This is a genomic window from Enterococcus sp. AZ095a (assembly GCF_050546735.1).
Classification (GTDB): Bacteria; Bacillota; Bacilli; order Lactobacillales; family Enterococcaceae; genus Enterococcus_D; species Enterococcus_D entomosocium.
This window is the reverse complement of record NZ_CP172953.1, coordinates 2,541,248-2,559,065: the sequence shown is the minus strand read 5'-3', so window position 1 is coordinate 2,559,065 and position 17,818 is coordinate 2,541,248. Positions and strand designations below refer to the sequence as shown.

Annotated in this window: 16 protein-coding genes, 1 tRNA gene and 1 other annotated feature; of the genes, 14 read left to right on the top strand and 3 right to left on the bottom strand. The window is 44.5% G+C overall.

Annotation, left to right across the window (positions count from 1 at the left end):
* Positions 1-34 precede the first annotated feature (34 nt).
* On the top strand, positions 35-1,096 hold the full coding sequence (locus IGJ26_RS11805; RefSeq protein ID WP_139960175.1) for an LLM class flavin-dependent oxidoreductase: 1,062 nt from the start codon (positions 35-37) through the stop codon (positions 1,094-1,096).
* Entirely contained in the window at positions 1,089-1,805 is a 717-nt protein-coding gene (locus tag IGJ26_RS11800) for an NADPH-dependent F420 reductase (protein WP_139960176.1), read from the top strand. Before IGJ26_RS11805 ends, IGJ26_RS11800 begins: the two co-directional genes overlap by 8 nt.
* 235 nt (positions 1,806-2,040) lie before the next feature.
* Here the strand turns inward: IGJ26_RS11800 and IGJ26_RS11795 are convergent, their stop codons facing one another.
* Positions 2,041-2,493, bottom strand: a complete 453-nt coding sequence (locus IGJ26_RS11795; protein ID WP_005234539.1) for a DIP1984 family protein — start codon at positions 2,491-2,493, stop codon at positions 2,041-2,043.
* A 562-nt stretch (positions 2,494-3,055) separates the two neighbouring features.
* On the opposite strand from IGJ26_RS11795, the gene IGJ26_RS11790 reads away from it, so the two are divergent.
* Positions 3,056-4,708, top strand: coding sequence for a peptide ABC transporter substrate-binding protein (locus IGJ26_RS11790; protein ID WP_086373195.1), 1,653 nt, complete (start codon positions 3,056-3,058; stop codon positions 4,706-4,708).
* 93 nt (positions 4,709-4,801) lie between these two features.
* Here IGJ26_RS11790 and IGJ26_RS11785 read toward each other — a convergent pair.
* Positions 4,802-4,883: transfer RNA gene (locus tag IGJ26_RS11785), tRNA-Leu, on the bottom strand.
* A 631-nt stretch (positions 4,884-5,514) separates the two neighbouring features.
* Positions 5,515-5,754: a binding site (T-box leader), on the top strand.
* A 92-nt stretch (positions 5,755-5,846) separates the two neighbouring features.
* On the opposite strand from IGJ26_RS11785, the gene IGJ26_RS11780 reads away from it, so the two are divergent.
* The 6 genes from IGJ26_RS11780 (at position 5,847) to IGJ26_RS11755 (ending at position 11,944) form a co-directional block, all read left to right on the top strand.
* The gene (locus IGJ26_RS11780; protein WP_008379156.1) at positions 5,847-6,695 is read left to right on the top strand and encodes an SAM hydrolase/SAM-dependent halogenase family protein; all 849 of its coding nucleotides are present in this window, start codon (positions 5,847-5,849) and stop codon (positions 6,693-6,695) included.
* Positions 6,692-7,246: an ECF-type riboflavin transporter substrate-binding protein gene (locus tag IGJ26_RS11775; RefSeq protein ID WP_005234545.1), complete on the top strand. Its 555-nt coding sequence runs from the start codon at positions 6,692-6,694 to the stop codon at positions 7,244-7,246. The genes IGJ26_RS11780 and IGJ26_RS11775 overlap by 4 nt, the downstream gene beginning before the upstream one ends.
* A 26-nt stretch (positions 7,247-7,272) precedes the next feature.
* Positions 7,273-8,982 carry an ABC transporter ATP-binding protein gene (locus IGJ26_RS11770; RefSeq protein WP_194199694.1) on the top strand — a complete coding sequence of 570 codons (1,710 nt, stop codon included), beginning with the start codon at positions 7,273-7,275 and terminating at the stop codon, positions 8,980-8,982.
* Complete coding sequence (locus IGJ26_RS11765) at positions 8,972-9,802, top strand: energy-coupling factor transporter transmembrane component T family protein (protein ID WP_005234547.1); 831 nt, start codon at positions 8,972-8,974, stop codon at positions 9,800-9,802. The genes IGJ26_RS11770 and IGJ26_RS11765 overlap by 11 nt, the downstream gene beginning before the upstream one ends.
* Positions 9,803-10,247: 445 nt before the next feature.
* On the top strand, positions 10,248-11,132 hold the full coding sequence (locus tag IGJ26_RS11760; protein ID WP_016621435.1) for an ABC transporter ATP-binding protein: 885 nt from the start codon (positions 10,248-10,250) through the stop codon (positions 11,130-11,132).
* On the top strand, positions 11,129-11,944 hold the full coding sequence (locus IGJ26_RS11755) for an ABC transporter permease subunit (RefSeq protein WP_008379151.1): 816 nt from the start codon (positions 11,129-11,131) through the stop codon (positions 11,942-11,944). The genes IGJ26_RS11760 and IGJ26_RS11755 overlap by 4 nt, the downstream gene beginning before the upstream one ends.
* A gap of 284 nt (positions 11,945-12,228) precedes the next feature.
* On the opposite strand, the gene ypfJ is transcribed toward IGJ26_RS11755, so the two are convergent.
* Positions 12,229-13,119: a KPN_02809 family neutral zinc metallopeptidase gene (gene ypfJ, locus IGJ26_RS11750; protein ID WP_008379150.1), complete on the bottom strand. Its 891-nt coding sequence runs from the start codon at positions 13,117-13,119 to the stop codon at positions 12,229-12,231.
* Between the two features lie 201 nt (positions 13,120-13,320).
* Here ypfJ and IGJ26_RS11745 point away from each other — a divergent pair, with 201 nt between their 5' ends.
* Genes IGJ26_RS11745 through IGJ26_RS11725 form a run of 5 tightly spaced genes read left to right on the top strand, consistent with a single transcriptional unit; the run spans position 13,321 to position 17,671 of the window.
* Positions 13,321-14,961 carry a BglG family transcription antiterminator gene (locus IGJ26_RS11745; protein ID WP_005234551.1) on the top strand — a complete coding sequence of 547 codons (1,641 nt, stop codon included), beginning with the start codon at positions 13,321-13,323 and terminating at the stop codon, positions 14,959-14,961.
* Complete coding sequence (locus IGJ26_RS11740; RefSeq protein WP_061054433.1) at positions 14,958-15,386, top strand: PTS sugar transporter subunit IIA; 429 nt, start codon at positions 14,958-14,960, stop codon at positions 15,384-15,386. Before IGJ26_RS11745 ends, IGJ26_RS11740 begins: the two co-directional genes overlap by 4 nt.
* A 12-nt stretch (positions 15,387-15,398) precedes the next feature.
* Complete coding sequence (locus tag IGJ26_RS11735) at positions 15,399-15,680, top strand: PTS sugar transporter subunit IIB (RefSeq protein ID WP_016613655.1); 282 nt, start codon at positions 15,399-15,401, stop codon at positions 15,678-15,680.
* Positions 15,681-15,682: 2 nt separating this feature from the next.
* Positions 15,683-16,933, top strand: a complete 1,251-nt coding sequence (locus tag IGJ26_RS11730) for a PTS ascorbate transporter subunit IIC (RefSeq protein WP_005234555.1) — start codon at positions 15,683-15,685, stop codon at positions 16,931-16,933.
* Complete coding sequence (locus tag IGJ26_RS11725) at positions 16,934-17,671, top strand: SIS domain-containing protein (RefSeq protein WP_005234557.1); 738 nt, start codon at positions 16,934-16,936, stop codon at positions 17,669-17,671. It begins immediately after the preceding gene.
* Positions 17,672-17,818: the final 147 nt, after the last annotated feature.

Genomic DNA, 17,818 nt, shown 5'->3' with positions numbered 1-17,818 from the left:
CAGAGAATCAGTAATGAGAAATGAGGAAAAGAAAATGACCATCAATCACAGAAATCTTGAATTTGGGTTAGATACTTTTGGCGATCTAGCCTTTGAAGATACAACGAAAGAACGGATCAGTTATAGCGAATCGTTGCGCAATATCGTGGCAGAAGGAAAATTAGCCGATGAAGTCGGCATCGATGTCATTGCCTTAGGGGAGCACCATCGGGAAGAATATTCGATCTCAAGTCCTGATACGGTACTAGCGGCTTTAGCGATGGTTACCAATACCATCAAATTAGGTACCGGTGTAACTGTCTTGAGTTCGGATGATCCCGTGCGGGTCTACGAACGGTTTGCGACCGTTGATGCGTTGTCGAACGGTCGCGCACAAATCATGCTGGGACGAGGATCTTTTACTGAATCATTCCCTCTATTCGGCTATGACTTGCAAGATTATGAAGAACTATTTGAAGAAAAAACAGCAATGTTCAGTGAATTGAGAAAAGGCAAACCATTAACTTGGGAAGGCAAGTTTACGCAATCCTTAAAAAATGCCGACGTTTTTCCAAAAATTGAGGGGCATCAACTAGATACCTATGTGGGTGTCGGTGGAACCCCTGAATCGATCATTCGTGCCGTCCGTTATGGGTTTCCTGTTATGTTAGCGATCATCGGTGGCGAACCCGCTCGTTTTGCGCCCTATGTTGACCTATATAAAAAGGCAGCGCAGCAACTGGGGCAACCGATTTTGCCAATCGGCATGCACTCCCATGGTGTGATCGCCGACACCGATGAAGAAGCCTATGAAATCGGCTGGAACTACATCAAAAAAAGCATGGACAAAATCGGTCTTGATCGCGGCTGGCCAGCCATGAGCAAAGAGCGCTTTGACTTTGAAGTCGAACATGGGTCTTACTATGTAGGCAGTCCAGAAACCGTGGCGAAAAAAATCGCCCGTATGATGCCGCAAGTCGGTGTAGAACGCTTTGATCTGGTTTACGGTACTGGCGGCCAGCTGCAAAAAGACCGTTTCAAAACGATTGAATTGTATGGAACCAAAGTGATTCCACGGGTGAAAGAATTGTTGGCAGCAGGTGATGGCAATGCCTAAAACCATCGGTATTTTAGGCGCAGGCAAGTTAGGCTTAGCGCTCGCAAATCTTGGTGCCCAGGCGGGCTATCGGGTCTTGATCGCCAGTACGAAGCCAGCAGAAAAAATCGCCTTGTCCGTTTCTGTGTTGGCTCCGGGAGCAATCGCAAAAAATGCCGCTGAAGTGATGGCGGAAGCTCAAACGATCATTTTGGCCATTCCGTTGAGTAAGTACCAACAGCTGCCGGCAGAAGCTTTGGCTGGTAAGCTAGTGATCGATGCCATGAATTATTGGTGGGAAGTCGATGGCAAAGAAACAGAATACTCATCCATCGAGCAGACTTCTTCGGAACGTGTGCAACGCTATTTTTCCCAAAGTAAAGTAGTCAAAGGATTCAATCATATGGGGTACCACGACATCCAAGAGGAATCCTTGCTGACGAGAAGGGCTGCTCAAGGAACTGCCAAAAAAGCCATCGCCATTGCTGGTGATGACCAAACCGCCCTCGATCAGACAGACGAAATCGTTGACGCTTTCGGCTTTGATCCCTTTCCTATCGGTGCTTTAGCTAATGGCATCATGTTGGAACCCGGCAGTCCTTTCTTTGGTGCCAATCAAACCAAAGAGGGATTGACGGCATTGATGAAGGAGTTTTGGAGCAGTGAGAAAGGGCAAGCGTTTCTGGCGCGTCCTTCCGCTGTGAGTAACAAGCAGCAGGCTTCGCAGTAAAAGAGCCGCCTCCATGTACGACTGGATACGATAAAAACAACCCTCTTCTCAAAAAAGAAGAGGGTTTTTCCCATCCAGTCAAATCAGCACGTGGTCGCTAAAAAATACAATGTGATTGTTACGATTGTGATTCGTAAGCAGTGGTTGTTACGTTTACGTCTCTGCCAGACGTTCCATAGTGTACATATCAGCCTGTACCTGCTTTGTGCTCGCCTTTGACACCCACCCATATTGATTAAAGATCGACCAGCCAGTTGGTTTGTTGGATCTTTCCATCTAATTCTCGCAGCTGCTTGGCGGTCGCATTCAATTGCTCCGTTAGCGTTTTTGTATCGATCGTACGCACCAGTCGAATTTCGTTGCGACCTATTCGGGGAGCTGCTTTGGTTTCATCCAGTGCTTGCGTTAGCAGTGCATGCTTGCGGCGCAGCTGTTCTCGCTGTTCTAGTGCTTCCATCAGCAATAACGCACTATCTGCTAAAGAGGCAGTCGCATTTTTCCGATTGATGGCAACGACTAATTCTGAATATTGTTGATTGATCTCATCGTATTCCTTGAACAATTCTGTGATACTACGATCCAAGGTATCGCCTTCTTGGACTAACACACTGCTAGAGATCTCGTTACGTAATTGAAACAGACGATTGTTCAAATCCCGTCTTAAAAGTAACGCTTCTGCTAATTTCATTTTGGCACACTCCTTTTTACAAATGAGAACAGCTTATCTAGTTCTTATCCTAGAGAAGAACGTGATGAAAGGCAAGCAAGATGCAAAAAAAGGTCTGCCAGAAAAATCATAAAAAACTGAATATTCGCAATTCTTTTTGACTTCCAAAAACACCAATAGTATACTTTATAACAATCATGAAATAGACAAAAAAACGTCATTTACCTGTTTTTTAGATAAAAAGAAAGACGATGAAGAGAAGAGTAGCTTTGGAATCTGTTAGAAGAGAACCCGGATGGTGAGAAAGGGCAGCAGAAAAAAAGTGAAGATGAGCTCTGAGTGATCTGATTTGTTCACGCAAATCAGACGGAAAGCAGCCGTTATCGTGCCAAGTATCTTAGCGTACTGTTGAGGTGCCATTTGTGAGGATGGTGCGAAAAAGGGTGGTAACACGAAAATCTCGTCCCTTTGTTTGTCAAAATTGATAAGCAAAGGGATGAGGTTTTTTCTTTTTATCGATGAATGCGTTTTTTGCCGTCATGAAAAACACTTGCGTTGGTTGCGCAATCACATAGGAGGAAGAATGGAAATGATCTGGAAGAAGCGTTTATTGGTTGCAGCAGGAGTGATTGGGTTGACCCTTTCCGGCTGCACGACAACAGGAAATACCGAGGGATCAGAGGCTGAAACTAACGGAGCGCCGAATCAAGCGATTGCGGTGAGTCTACCGGCTGAGCTGACGACTCTCGATACGACTCAAACGACGGATAAAGCAACATTTACCATCGTTCAACATTTATTCGAAGGGCTTTACCGTTTCGATGAAAACAGTGAACCAGTTCCGGGCTTGGCAGAAGGAGTCGAAATCAGTGAAGATGGCAAAACCTATACCTTTACCTTGCGAGAGGATGCGAAGTGGAGCAATGGCGAAGCGATCACTTCAGCTGACTTTGCTTATGCGTGGAAAAAGTTAGTCGATCCAGCAACGATGGGACCTAACGCCTATTTGTTAGATAATGTAGTTAATAGTAAAGACATTCGTGAAGGCAATGCTGATATAGAAACGATTGGTCTGGAGACCCCAGATGACGCGACCTTTATCGTGCAGTTGGAGCAGCCACAGCCATCCTTTTTATCCTTGATTTCCATCGGCTGGTTGGCACCGCAAAACCAAGCCTTTGTTGAAGAAAAAGGTGATACCTATGCTCGTACAAGTGAAGATTTGCTGTATTCTGGTCCCTTTACCTTGACCGATTGGCAACAGACTGGGGATGAGTGGACATTGGTGAAAAATGACCAATACTATGATGCTGATGTCGTTCAATTGGAGGAGATCAAAGGCTCCACCATCAAAGAAGAAAATACTGGGATCCAATTGTTTGAAAGCGGCGACCTGGATTTGCAAAAAATCAGTGGGATCTACGTTCAACAATATGGAGACAATGAAGAGCTAGTTACGCAAAATGATGTTGCGAACTTTTTCTTAGACTTTAACAAAACGGCCAACGATGCCTTGGCAAATGTTCATGTGCGTAAAGCGATCGCGTTGGCGATCGACAAAGAAAGTCTCGTGGATAATGTGTTGAACGATGGAGCGAAAGTTTTAAACGGGCTGGTCCCCACCGGCTTAGCTACGAATCCAAATACTGGCGAAGATTTTCGAGCATATAGCGGTGATTACAACTTGTATGATTTAGAGGCGGCCAAGGAAGAGTGGGAAAAAGCCCAAGCGGAAATTGGCGAAAGTACGACGTTGCGTTTATTAGTGACAGATGATGACAATGGTCAAAAAATCGGGGAGTACTTGCAAAGCCAACTGCAAGAAAACTTGCCAGGCTTGTCGATCTCCATCAACAAACAGCCACGTGCCAGCTTGAATCAATCAAGAGCAAATAGTGATTACGAGCTTTCCGTTTCTGGCTGGATCGCTGGAAGTAGTGACATGGATATGTTCTTTATCTTATACAAAAATGGCGCTTCCTTTAACTACGGCGGCTATGTCAACGAAGAATATACGGCATTGACGGAAGATGCTCGCACCGTTCATGCCAATGACCCCGATCAATATTTTGAAGATTACAAAGCGGCAGAAGAAATATTGTTGGAACAAGATGCTGCGCAAGTCCCTCTATACCAGAGTGCTTCAAATTATCTGATCAAATCAAATGTAAAAGACATCCAATTCCCAGCCTATGGCGCGCATTTCTTTTTCCGCACCGCCTATGTCAGTGAATAAGGAGAAAGATAGCTGAATGAAGAGCGCATGTTTATTCGATGAACATGCGCTTTTTGCAACAAAAAAAGCAGTTCAGAAAGCTGAACTGCTAAATGCGGAAGATGGGAGTTGAACCCACACGAGATAAACTCACACGCGCCTGAAGCGTGCGCGTCTGCCATTCCGCCACTTCCGCATAAGATAAAGATAATCCTTTCTAGGAAGAAATGCAAGTCCAATCTCACAAAAAGGAGCCCGCCAGCGGGGACTGGCGGGATAGGAGTAAAAATGAAAAAGTGTTAGGGTTGTTTGTTGGTATGCATTTATAATAGCGTGTAAATGTGAAAAAAAATTGACGAATCAAACAGAATTCTGAGAAGAAATCGCCAAGAAAAAGTGAAACTAGATAAAACAATCAGAAGACAAAAAGGAGCCCGCCAGCGGGGACTGACGGGATAGGAGTAAAAATGAAAAAGTGTTAGGGTTGTTTGTTGGTATGCATTTATAATAGCGTGAAAATGTGAAAAAAAGTTGACGAATCAAACAGAATTCTGAGAAGAAATCGCCAAGAAAAAGTGAAACCATGTAAAACAGTCAGAAGACAAAAAGGAGCCCGCCAGCGGGGACTGGCGGGAAGGAGTAAAAATGAAAAAGTGTTAGGGTTGTTTGTTGGTATACAAGTATCATACCGAGAAAATATGAAGAATTTTCGAGCGAAATTTAGGAATTGCGTGAATCTTTTGACAAATTATGCCTTCTGTTTGAATTTTTTCTTAAAAGAGAATTGACAAAAGGCACAAGCTTTGATAATTTAAATGAAACAAAATGCAAACGCGATGAAAAAGAAAGTAGAATCAAGGAAGTTGTCTAGCAGAGAGTTCCGGTAGGTGGGAAGGAACGACAACGAATGATTTGAAAATGACTTTGGAGCGGATTTTCTGACTAATTAGGAAAATACGGTTGCCCCGTTAACAAGCGACAGTCTCCGAGTGTTTTCGGGTACTGAATGAGGTGAAGCCTGTGAAGGTTTTGCAGATTAAGGTGGTACCGCAGGTGATGCCCTTAGCTTTGGCTAAGGGCTTTTTTTGTGTCTGCACGGTCAGCTGTTTCAAGCGCAGGTTTTGTTAAAAAGGAGAAAGGTTGTTGGGAGGAGAGAAAAATGCACAAATTAGTGGTTCAAACCGATTTTGGTTTGCAAGATGGAGCGGTTAATGCGATGTACGGGGTAGCTTATCAAGTGGCACCAGAGCTGGTCATTGCTGATTTGACTCATGAGATCGAGCCATACAACATTCATGATGCCAGCTATCGTCTGCTGCAAAGCGTCACCTATTGGCCGGCAGGAACGGTCTTTGTTTCAGTGGTCGATCCTGGCGTAGGGTCTGATCGACGAAGTGTGGTTGCCAAGTTGGCGACCGGACAGTTGGTTTTGACACCAGATAATGGCACACTGACCTATTTAGCGACTTATATCGGAATCACTGAACTACGGGTGATCAATGAGGCAACTGAGCGGTTGGCAGGATCAGCCGAAAGCCATACATTTCATGGTCGGGATGTTTATATGTATAACGCCGCGCGTCTCGCCAGTGGCGCCATCAGCTTTGATGAGCTAGGAACACCCGAACCTAAAAAAGCGATCCAAGTCTTTGCCATTGAAAAGCCAAGCCAAACAGCAGAAACGATCACTGGCACGATCGATATTCTTGATATTCGTTTTGGTTCGTTGTGGACGAATATTCCCCATACGTTCTTTAAGCAATGGCAGGTACAGTACAATGAGCCGCTGCTCGTCAGTATTTATTACCAAGATACGCTGCGTTATCAAGAAGAAGTGCGTTTCGGACGCTCTTTTGCGCAAGTGTCGGAAAATGAACCTGTCTTATATGTCAATTCCCTATTGAATATTGGTTTAGGGCTCAACTTGGCTTCATTTGCTGAAACCTATAAAATCGGGACTGGCACGAATTGGAAAATTACCCTCAAAAAAAGGAGAAATGAAAAATGAATCAATCAAAATTTACAGTAAAACACATTGTTGCTATCGGAATCGGTGCTGCCGTCTTTTTCGTCTTAAAACGTTTTGTCACGATTCCGACTGGTTTTCCAAATACAGATATCGCCACAGCCTATCCTTTCTTGGCATTATTAGGCGTTGTCTACGGTCCAATCGTTGCTGGTTTAGCGGGCTTTATCGGCCATGCCCTAGGAGATTTGACGACTTATGGTCCGTGGTGGTCTTGGATCGCCGCCTCTGGGATCTTAGGGGTGTTCTTCGGACTTTTGACTCGTTGGATTCCAATCCAGCAAGGAACCTTTGGCGCTAAAGAAATTCGGACCTTCTTGATTGGTGAATCGATCGCAAATTTGGTCGTCTGGGTGATCATTGCCCCAATCGGTGATATTTTGATCTATGGCGAACCAGCGAACAAAGTCTTTGCGCAAGGAGTCATTGCGGGATTGACCAACGCAGTCGTAACTGGGATAATCGGAGTGATCCTGCTAAAAGCCTATGCCCAAACCAAAACCAAAAAAGGCAGCTTGAGCAAGGAATCCTAAACAAAGAAATGTGTGAAGGCTAAAAAATGAAACAAAAAATCATTCAATTTACGAATTTTTCTTTCCAATATGATGCACAAGCGGAACCGACCTTGAAAAACATCGATCTAACGATCTTTGAAGGAGAAAAAGTCCTGATCGTCGGTGCTAGCGGTTCTGGCAAAAGTACATTAGGAAAATGTTTGAACGGTTTGATCCCGCAAAATGACGAAGGTAGTAGTACCGGAGCATTGACGATCGGTACCAATGCCTTTGGGCAAGCTTCCATCTATGAGCTGTCTTTGACCGTTGGCACGGTGCTGCAAGACACCGATAGCCAATTTGTAGGTTTGACCGTATCAGAAGATATCGTGTTTTCCTTGGAAAACGATCAGCGTAGTCAAGCTGTAATGCAGGAGGCGCTGCGCGTTTGGGCAGAAAAGACCGACTTAATGGATCATTTGGCAAAAAAACCGCAGGAATTATCGGGTGGCCAAAAGCAGCGTGTTTCAATGGCAGGTGTTTTGATCGACGAAACACCGATTCTACTATTTGATGAGCCCCTAGCCAACTTAGATCCGCAAACAGGTGTGGAAGCCATCAAAATGATCGACCAGCTGTATCAAGAGAAGCGTTTTACCACCATCATCATCGAACATCGCTTAGAAGAAGTGTTGGCCGCCGCTGTCGATCGCATCATCGTGATGGAAGAAGGCCGCATCATTGCCGACAGTACACCGAATGAACTATTAAAAACGGACATGCTGCAGCAAGTCGGCATTCGTGAACCACTGTATTTAGCCGCCTTAAAAAAAGCGGGGGTTCCTGTGACCGATGCTGCTGATTTGGTCGCGGTAGAAGCATTTGCATCACATGAGATTGCCGAAAAACTGACTAGGTTTCAAAAGGAATATCCGAAATCGGCACTTCCTAGCCAACAGCCGCCGTTGTTGGAAGCGAAGAATTTATCGTTTTCTTACCAAGTGGGCAAACCAATCTTGCAGGCACTGGATTTTACCATCCATCAAGGAGAAATGATTAGTTTGGTTGGGCATAATGGCGCAGGAAAATCGACCTTGTCCCATTTGATTACCGGCTTTTTGACACCGACTTCTGGCAAGTTGCTTTGGCAAGGAACAGACATGGGCAATGATTCCATCAAAGAACGAGCGCAAAAAATCGGGTATGTTTTGCAAAACAGCAATCAAATGCTGTCAAAAAACTTCCTGTTTGACGAAGTTGCCTTAGGCTTGCGCAACCGAAGTGTCCCAGAGGCTGAAATCACAGAAAAAGTTCATCAGACCTTGAAAATTTGTGGTCTTTATCCGTTTCGCTCATGGCCATTGTCGGCACTAAGTCATGGGCAAAAACGCCGAGCCGCCATTGCAGCGATCCTCGTCTTAGATCCTGAACTCATTTTATTGGATGAGCCGACAGCGGGACAAGACTATCGCCATTACACCGAAATGATGCAATTTTTACAGGAGTTGAACCAGCGGGGATTAACGATTGTTATGATCACCCACGATATGCACCTGATGTTGGAGTATACACAGCGGACGATCGTTTTGACGCAAGGAACGATTTTGCTGGACGCACCGCCAGAAGTTGTTTTAGCAGACAAACAAGTGGTGAGTGCCGCGAACCTTAAAGAAACCAGCTTGTATACACTGGCGACCCTTAACCAGTTGACAGATCCCGCCGCTTTTACAGCCGCCTTCATTGCCAGCGAGAAGGAGGGACACGATGGAGAGTAATCTAATCGGCTATCTTGACCGCAAAACGTGGATCCACCAATTAAGCGGTGCCGCAAAACTGATTTGTTTTTTGCTGCTATCCGTTATCGGGATGATCTCTTATGATACGCGTTTTCTTATTGGACTGGCATTGTTTTCGGTCTTTCTATTTGCCAGTGCTGGAATTCGCTACCGAGATATCGCTTTTGTATTAAAATTTATCATCTTCTTTTCGATTTTGAATTTGGTGGCGGTCTATCTTTTCGCTCCAGAATACGGGGTGGAGATCTACGGGACGCGCCACGTGATTTTCGAAGGGATCGGTCGGTATACATTGACCCAAGAGCAAGTGTTTTATGAGTTGAATCTGTTGATCAAATATTTTGTCACGATTCCGCCAGGGTTGATTTTCCTGTTTACCACTAATCCAAGCGAGTTGGCGTCCAGTATCAACCGCATCGGGATTTCCTACAAGATCGCCTATGCAGTCGCACTGGCTTTGCGTTACATCCCTGATATTCAAGAGGATTTTCGAACCATTGCCAAAGCGCAGCAAGCACGGGGCGTGGAGCTTTCTAAAAAAGCACCTTTGCGCAAACGAGTGGCAGGCAATGTCGCGATCGCGATTCCTTTGATTTTTTCCAGCTTGGAACGGATCGACCATATTTCTGCTGCCATGGAGCTAAGAAGGTTTGGCAAGCATAAGCAGCGTACCTGGCTGAAAGCTAAGCCGATCCAAGGCAAAGATCTCTTGGCGATTGCTGTCGTTTGCTTGATCGTGGCGCTTGGATTGTTCTTGATGGTCCTTAATGGCGGACGCTTTTACAATCCGTTTCGTTAACAAATCAACACATGAAAACTTAAAAAAACGGACTCATTGTCAATAATGAAAGTGGGACGGATGAATCAACTCTGATTCATCCGGTCCCATAAATGATCGAGACAAAAAACGCAGGACAGTCAGTCAATTGACTTTAGCGAGTGCTACATTTGCTAAAGCCAGTTGCTGCTAGGTCTGCGTTTTTTTGCCGATAAAAAAAAGGAGCCCGCCAGCGGGGACTGGCGGGATAGGAGTAAAAATGAAAAAGTGTTAGGGTTGTTTGTTGGTATGTATTGATAATAGCGGGAAAATGTGAAAAATATCGGAAGAGAAAGTAATAGAAGTGTGTCAATCTTTTGATGATTTTCGTAAAACATTCCAGCGGAACCCTTTTAGATCTTTGATTGACGGAAACACGAAATAAGGCTACACTGATGGCATCAAAGCAGTACAAGGAGGGGACAGGATGGATGCCATTACGATCAACGGATTAAGCAAACAATACAACAAGAAGTACGCCATCGAGAATGTATCATTGCAAGTGGCAGAAGGAGAGATTTTTGGCTTTATCGGACCAAATGGTGCGGGAAAATCAACGACCATCAAAGTATTGTTGAATTTTATTAAACCGGATGCAGGGCATGCGGCGATTTTTGGACGAGATTGCCAACAAGCAGCCAAAGAAATCAAAACGTTTACTGGATATGTTTCCAGTGATGTACGGTTTTATTCAAAAATGACGACAGCAGAATTGCTGGCATTTACGGCAGATTTTCATCAAGTCAAGCAGCCAAAAAAAGAGATTCAGAATTTGATGGAGCTTTTTCAAATTGATCCAAACAAATCGATCGCAGAACTTTCTTTGGGCAACAAGAAAAAAGTCGGGCTTGCGAGCGCCTTGATTGCACAACCGAGAATGTTGATTTTAGATGAACCGACCAATGGCTTAGATCCCTTGATTCAAAAACGGCTGTTTGAAGAGCTCCTTAGAAGAAACAAACAGGGGATGACGATTTTTCTATCTAGCCATGATTTGCATGAAATTCAGACCTATGCCCATCGGACCGCCTTTATTCGTGAAGGACAGATCATCACCGTGAAAGAACTGAGTGAGGAAGAAAATTTCGGCAAAGTTGTAACGCTCACGAATGAGGGGAGCCTCTCATTAGCCGGCTTGGAAAACGTGCAAGTTCTTGCTCAGGAATCACACACCTTGCGTTTTTTCTATCAAGGGGACATGAATCAGCTGGCACATTTTTTAACCAATCCTGCCATTAAAGAGTTCACGATCGAACACCCAACCCTTGAACAGCAATTTATGCTGCTCTATGAAGGAGGTTCTCAAAAATGACTTTAATGAAAATCGACCTTAAAAATACCTTCAAAGGCTGGCTGGTCTGGACGATCCTTTTTGCAGCAATCATTTTTGCATTTACGGCTATCTATCCTCAAATGATCACGCCAGAAATGAAAACGTCCTTAGACCAGATGTTGGGCTCTTTCAGCCCAGAATTACTAAGCATCTTTAACATCCAACTGACAGGACCCTCAAGCTTGGTTTCACCGACAGGCTTTTTCGGGTACTACTTTCAATACTTATTTATCGCCGCGTGTATTTATGGGATGCTTTTAGGCTTGAACAGTCTGATCACTGAAGAATCAGAAGGAACGATCGAGTATTTATATGCTCAGCCTATTAGCCGCAGAGAAATCGTTGGGTGGAAGTTCCTCGCCCGATTGTTGCTGCTGACTGGCTTTTGGCTGATTGCCTATGGCAGTAGTCTGGCCTCGTTTGCTCTATTCAAACTACCAGGAGACGACCTGTCCTCTTTTATAGAAGAAATCAGCAAAATCTTCGTTGCCGAGTATGGTGTCTTAGTCTTCTTCCTCTGTCTAGGTTTCTTTTTATCCACGATCTTGCGTTCCAGCAAACAAACCGCAAGTGTCGGCTTAGGCTGCGTGTTCGGGCTGTATTTGCTCGGCATCGTGGGGGAACTCTACGATAAATTGGAATGGCTGGCAGGACTTTCGCCTGTGCGGATGGCATTACCCGTCCAACTCATGGATAATGGCGCCACATCAGTCCTATGGGTACTGCTGATCGGTGTATTGTGTTTCTTTGGCACCTTTTACCGTTACGAGCGCAAAGACTTGCAGGTCTGAGCACAACAATCAAAAGACAAAAAAGAGCCTGTCAGCGGGGACTGACAGGCAAAGGAGTAAAAATGAAAAAGTGTTAGGGTTGTTTGTTGGTATGCTTATATAATAGTCTCGAAATGTGAAAAAAGTATGACGAAGCAGGCACGTTTTTGCGAAAAAATCATTGCGAAAGTTAAGAAAGCGTAAAGCATCCCTTCACCAAAAGGCTTGAAGGGACAACAAGAACCTAAAATCACTCCGAAGCAGCAGGCGGTTCATGCTGTTTCGGAGTGATTTTTTAGTTAAAGCTACTTGCTCAAATCAAGGCTATCGACATTGAAGGTGTCGCCATGTGCTAAGTCACCATAATGATAGCCACGGTTAAACCAGTCCACGCGCTGCTGCGATGTGCCGTGCGTAAAACTATCTGGAACAACATAGCCTTGGTATTCTTTTTGCAGCGTATCATCCCCGATGGCATTGGCAGCCGTGATCGCTTCTTGAATATCGCCAGCTTCTAAAATCGGCTGTCCTTGATAGGTTTCGCCTTGCAAATATTTCGCAAAGGTACCAGCTAAGTAGTCAGCTTGCAACTCCAAGCGAACGCTGTACTGGTTGTACTCCTTCTCTGAAACTTGCTGGCGGATTTTGTCCAATTGTTGGGTGATCCCCAGCTCATTTTGCACATGATGACCGACTTCATGGGCGATGACATAGGCCATTGCAAAGTCGCCGCTTGCGCCATATTTATCAGAAAGCTCATTGGCAAAACTCAGATCAAGGTACACATTCTCATCTGCTGGGCAATAAAACGGACCAACCTGTGACGTGGCATAGCCGCATGCCGACTGGACACTTCCCGTAAATAATACGAGTGTTGGGTCTTGATAGGTTTCTTGCCGCTCTTGAAAAACGTCTTGCCAGTAATCTTCTAAATAGCCGAACACGACTGCGGAAAACTCTTTTTCTTCCGTGTACTCACTGGTGCCCACATTTTCTGTCTGGTAATTGGCTGCTTGTCCGCTGCCACCCAAGACATCCGGCAGCGAATTTAAATCACCACCGCTAAACAGGAAAAATAAAACAGCGATGATCACCGTACCGATCCCGCCACCAGCAGCCAACATCCCACCTGAGCCAGATGATCGCCCCGTTCGATCATCGACATTGCTGCTTTGTCTACCCCCACGCCATTTCATGTTATCTCCTCCTATATAAATCCTAGCTTAATTATAAGAGAAAGGCGGCAGATTGTGAAAAAAAGCGCCTTGAAATTGTTATAAAATGCCTTCAGGAGCCTTAAAAATCAAAGTGTACACTCCTTTTAATCATTCTTTAATCTAACAATTAGCCTTCTAATTTGGTACAGTAGCAATAAAATAGATGTAGAGGGTGAGCGTATGAAAATGAATTATTCGGGGACATCGGAACGAAGGATTTTGATTTTTAAACGGTTGATTGCTGGCGAGCACCTCAGCTATCAGCAGTTAGCAGAGGATTATTTCGTTTCCCGCAGCAGCATTGCTAAAGATATTTCTTATTTAAAAGAGCTGTTTCAAAAAGAAAGCTTACGTCTGAGATTTGATAATTCAGGTACATTTTTTGAAGGAAGTGAATCCCAGATCCATCGAGTGCTCAAACGCTTTTGCTTAATGATGCTGGATCAACCAGCGGCGTTTTCCTTGTTGGTGGAACCTGCGAAATACCAGGAAGTAAATCAGGCCTTTCGTCGAGCATTAGTGGAAAAACAAGTAGAAATGCCCGACAGCTATATCCAAAGTATCGTCCTTTCCATCGTGCTGCTGATCGAGCGGGCGAGTCATGCGGAAAGCTTAGTGATTGAAGAAAACCGCCAAGTGGGGAAGTTGTTTTTGGAGTTCGACAAATATCCGTTAGTCTATGAGCTACTGAAAGAAATCGAAGAACAACACATTTATCAATTTTCACCAAAAGAAGTGCAATATCTAACCTACCTGATTGTCGGTAGCGGCTTGAAATTTTTTATGAAAAGTGAAAAAGTTCCTTTTGTCTTTCGGGGAAAAGTGCGTAACTTGATTCAAAAGATCAGCGAAGGCTTAGGCACCGACTTGACCCAAGACAATCGTTTGGAAGAAGATGTGACGATCCATCTGTATCAACTACTGCTGCGGATCGAAGCGCAAACCACAGTCATCAACCCTTTGTTAGAAGAAATTAAACAAAACTATCCTGCCTTGTATGGCGTGGTCTGGTTCTCGCTTCATGATTTCTTGAAAGCGTATCAAGTGGGGATCTCTGATGATGAGATCGGATTTGTCACGATCCATTTTCAAGCAGCAATCGAGCGAATGCGTCGCATGAACAAAATCATTTTTGTCTGTCCCAATGGCGTCGGCACTAGCTCGTTTGTCTCTGCGAAAATTCGTCGCATTCTGCCTGAAATCGACAGTATCGAAACCGTTTCAGTAGAAAAATTAAAGCAGATGGACATCTCGGCGATCGATTTTATTATTTCAACCATCGATCTTGTCGGGATTCAAAAACCTGTGGTGCGGATCTCGCCTATGGTGACCAATCGCGACATGAAGCGGATCATGAATCACTACATCGATTTAGTCATCGATAATGAGGCGGTGGTCGATCAAAATGGTTTACTTCTTCAAGCCCAATCGATGATCCAGCCAACCGTCTTTTTCGAGCGATTTGCCAGCAAAACAGAAGCCATCAATTTTCTGATCGAACAAACCCCTTTTAGTGATGAAAAACGAAAAGCGCAGTTTCGGCAATCCGTCATTGAAAGAGAGCAGCTACAATCAACCTATTTAGATAATGGCTTTGCCATCCCTCATGGCAATCCGAATTATGTCGAAAAAACAGCGATCTCGATCCTGCTTTTGGATCAGCCAGTAGAATGGGGCAACCAAAAAGCTGACATCATTATTTTATTGATGATCCGAGAGGATGAGACGCAAAAGGTGGAACCAATGATGAAATTGATCATGCAAGGAATCGAAAACAAAGAATGGTTCCTATCAAAAATGTTGGAGGTTAAATCAGAATGAAAGTGAAGGATTCTTTGCCTGAGAAGCATATACAGACGGATGAGACAGTGGCAGATTGGCGCTCAGCCGTAAAATTAGCCAGTCAGCCCTTGCTCGATGAAGCGCTGATCACGTCAGCTTACATCGAAGCGATGATTCAAAGCGTGGAAGAAAATGGTCCTTACATGGTGTTGGCGGATTACTTTGCGCTGATGCATGCCCGTCCTGGAGAAGGGGTTTTGGAGCAAAGTATGAGCCTTTTAGTAACGAAACAGCCCATCGATCTTGAGGGCAAACCGGTGCGGATATTTCTTGTCTTAGCCGCCGCAGATAGTGAAAGCCATCTAGAAAGCTTGAAAGAGATCATGGCGATCTTTATGGATGAAGAAAAATACAACGTGATATTAAACGGCGATCGGGAACAAATTTGTCAATTATTCCAATAGGAGGAAAAGGATATGAAAATTTTAGCAGTATGTGGATTTGGTGTAGGAAGCTCAATGGTATTGAAGATGACGATCGATAAGGTGATCAAAGAGTTAGGGTTGACGGCAACTGCCGAGAATACTGATTTATCAACGGCAAAAGCGACACCAGCAGATGTTTATTTTACGAGTAATGAATTATTGAATGAGTTAAAAGGATCCGTGAAAGCACCCGTTTATCCAATCAAAAAGTATATGGATAAAGAAGAAGTCAAACAGCAAATGGAAAAATTTTTAGCTGAAAGAGAGGGATAATCATGAATTTTGTCACGGATTATATTTTAAAAAATCCGCCAGTCCTACTGGGGATCATTGCCATGATTGGGTTATTGGTACAAAGAAAGCCCTTCGCAGAAGTCGTCAAAGGAACATTAACAGCTTCCTTCGGGATGGTGGCATTGACGGCTGGGGTAAACATGTTGGTGGGAACGATCGCACCGATCAATGCTGCGGTTCAAACCCAATTAGGCGTTGCTGTGTCAGATGGACTCTCTGACATCACCTTTACGGCAGAATACGGCGGAACAGTTGGTTTAGCGATGTTTTTCGGCCTGATCATTCATCTATTGATTGCTCGCTTTACACCTGTGAAGACGATTTTCCTCACCGGTCACATGTTGTGGTGGTTCCCATTCGTCATCGTCGCTGGGGGCGTTGAAGGCGGACTTACCGGAATCCCACTGTTGATCTTAGGGGCGGTTCTATCTGCTTGTTACTGGTCCTTCATGCCATGGATCATGCGTAAATATGTGTGGGATGCCACAGGCGATGATTCATTCTTGATCGGTCATCCAACGGGGATCTTGTCATTGGTTTCAGGCTTTGTTGCAAAACGGGTCGGAAACAAAGAAAAATCGACGGAAGATTTGAAAGTGCCAGAAAATCTATCGTTTTTCCGTGAAATATCGATTACTGGCGCGTTAGTGATGTTTTTGATGAATATCGTTATCGGTCTGATTGCGCCCGTATTAGTTCCTGAAGGGGGCAACTTGGTGATGTTTGCGGTTGATGCTGGCTTGAACTTCGGTGCAGGACTATTGATCATGTTGTATGGGGTACGTCTATTGATCAACCAAATCATTCCCGCCTTTCAAGGGATCGCAGAAAAAGTCGTTCCTGGAGCAAAACCAGCTTTTGATGTGCCCATCTTGTTCAACTATCGTCCAAATGCTGTAATCATCGGCTTTATCGTGGCGATGATCACCTCAACGATTTTAGTGGTCATTGCCAATACGACCAACGTCTTTGGCATTTTGATCGTTCCTTTAGTCATCACCAGCTTCTTTGAATGTGGCGGTGCTGCGGTGATTGGCGAAGGACAAGGGGGCTTGCGAGGGGCCATTATTGGTACGATCACAGCTTCTGTCGTTATGGTAGCACTCGTTGGGATCTCTGCAGCGTTATTCTCAACGACGATTCAAAACTGGATCTTGATTTTCGGTGGGAACGATTTATCTTTATGGGGCATCCTTGGTGAATTGATCGGCAAGCTGTTTGGAGGGTTTTAAATGTTTCAATACTTTGAAAAAGCAAAAGAACTATTGTCTATTGTAGAAGAAAAAGAAGCACCAGCGATTGAGCAAGCCATTGAATTGCTGACGCAAGCCAACTTGACCAAAAAAGCCATCTACATTTTTGGCGCTAGTCACGCTGGGATCTTAGCCGAAGAGATGTATTATCGAGCAGGCGGCATGATGACGATCAACGCGATCTTTGGAAGAGAACTGATGCTTGATCGCAGCCCAATCACCTTCACTAGTAAAATGGAGCGCTTAGAAGGCTACGGTAGTGCCTTGGCGGCGACACAGCCCTTTACAGCAGGCGATGTGCTGATCTTGCATTCGGTGTCTGGGCGAAACCCAGTTATCATCGATATGGCGCTTCATGCCAAAGAAAAAGGGGTCAAGATCATCGCATTAACGAACCTTACCTATTCGAAAACAGTCAGCAGCCGTCATACATCAGGCTTGCGTTTGTTTGAAACGGCGGATATCGTCATCGACAATCATGGGGAGATTGGCGATGCTGCGTGTACGATTCCAGACGTAGAACAAAAAGTCGGACCTACATCCACCGTAGTCGGCGCAACGATCTTAAATGCGATCATCGTTGAAGTTTGCCAAAAACTAAAAGAAGCCGGTGTCGACTATCCGCCGATTTTTTACTCAGCGAATCTAGACGGCGGGGATGAATTGAACCAGTCCCTGTTTGAAAAGTACCAAGAAGCGATCCATTATCAGCTGTGACTGTATAAGTAACTTATCTTTTTATTAGAACGATCAGAACGATAAATTTGAAAACTACTAAATGAATGAAATGCCTTGGGGAAACAATTCGTAAATGTAGGGATCAAATCTCGTTCAGATCGTTTTTTGTGTATTAAAAATTTTAAA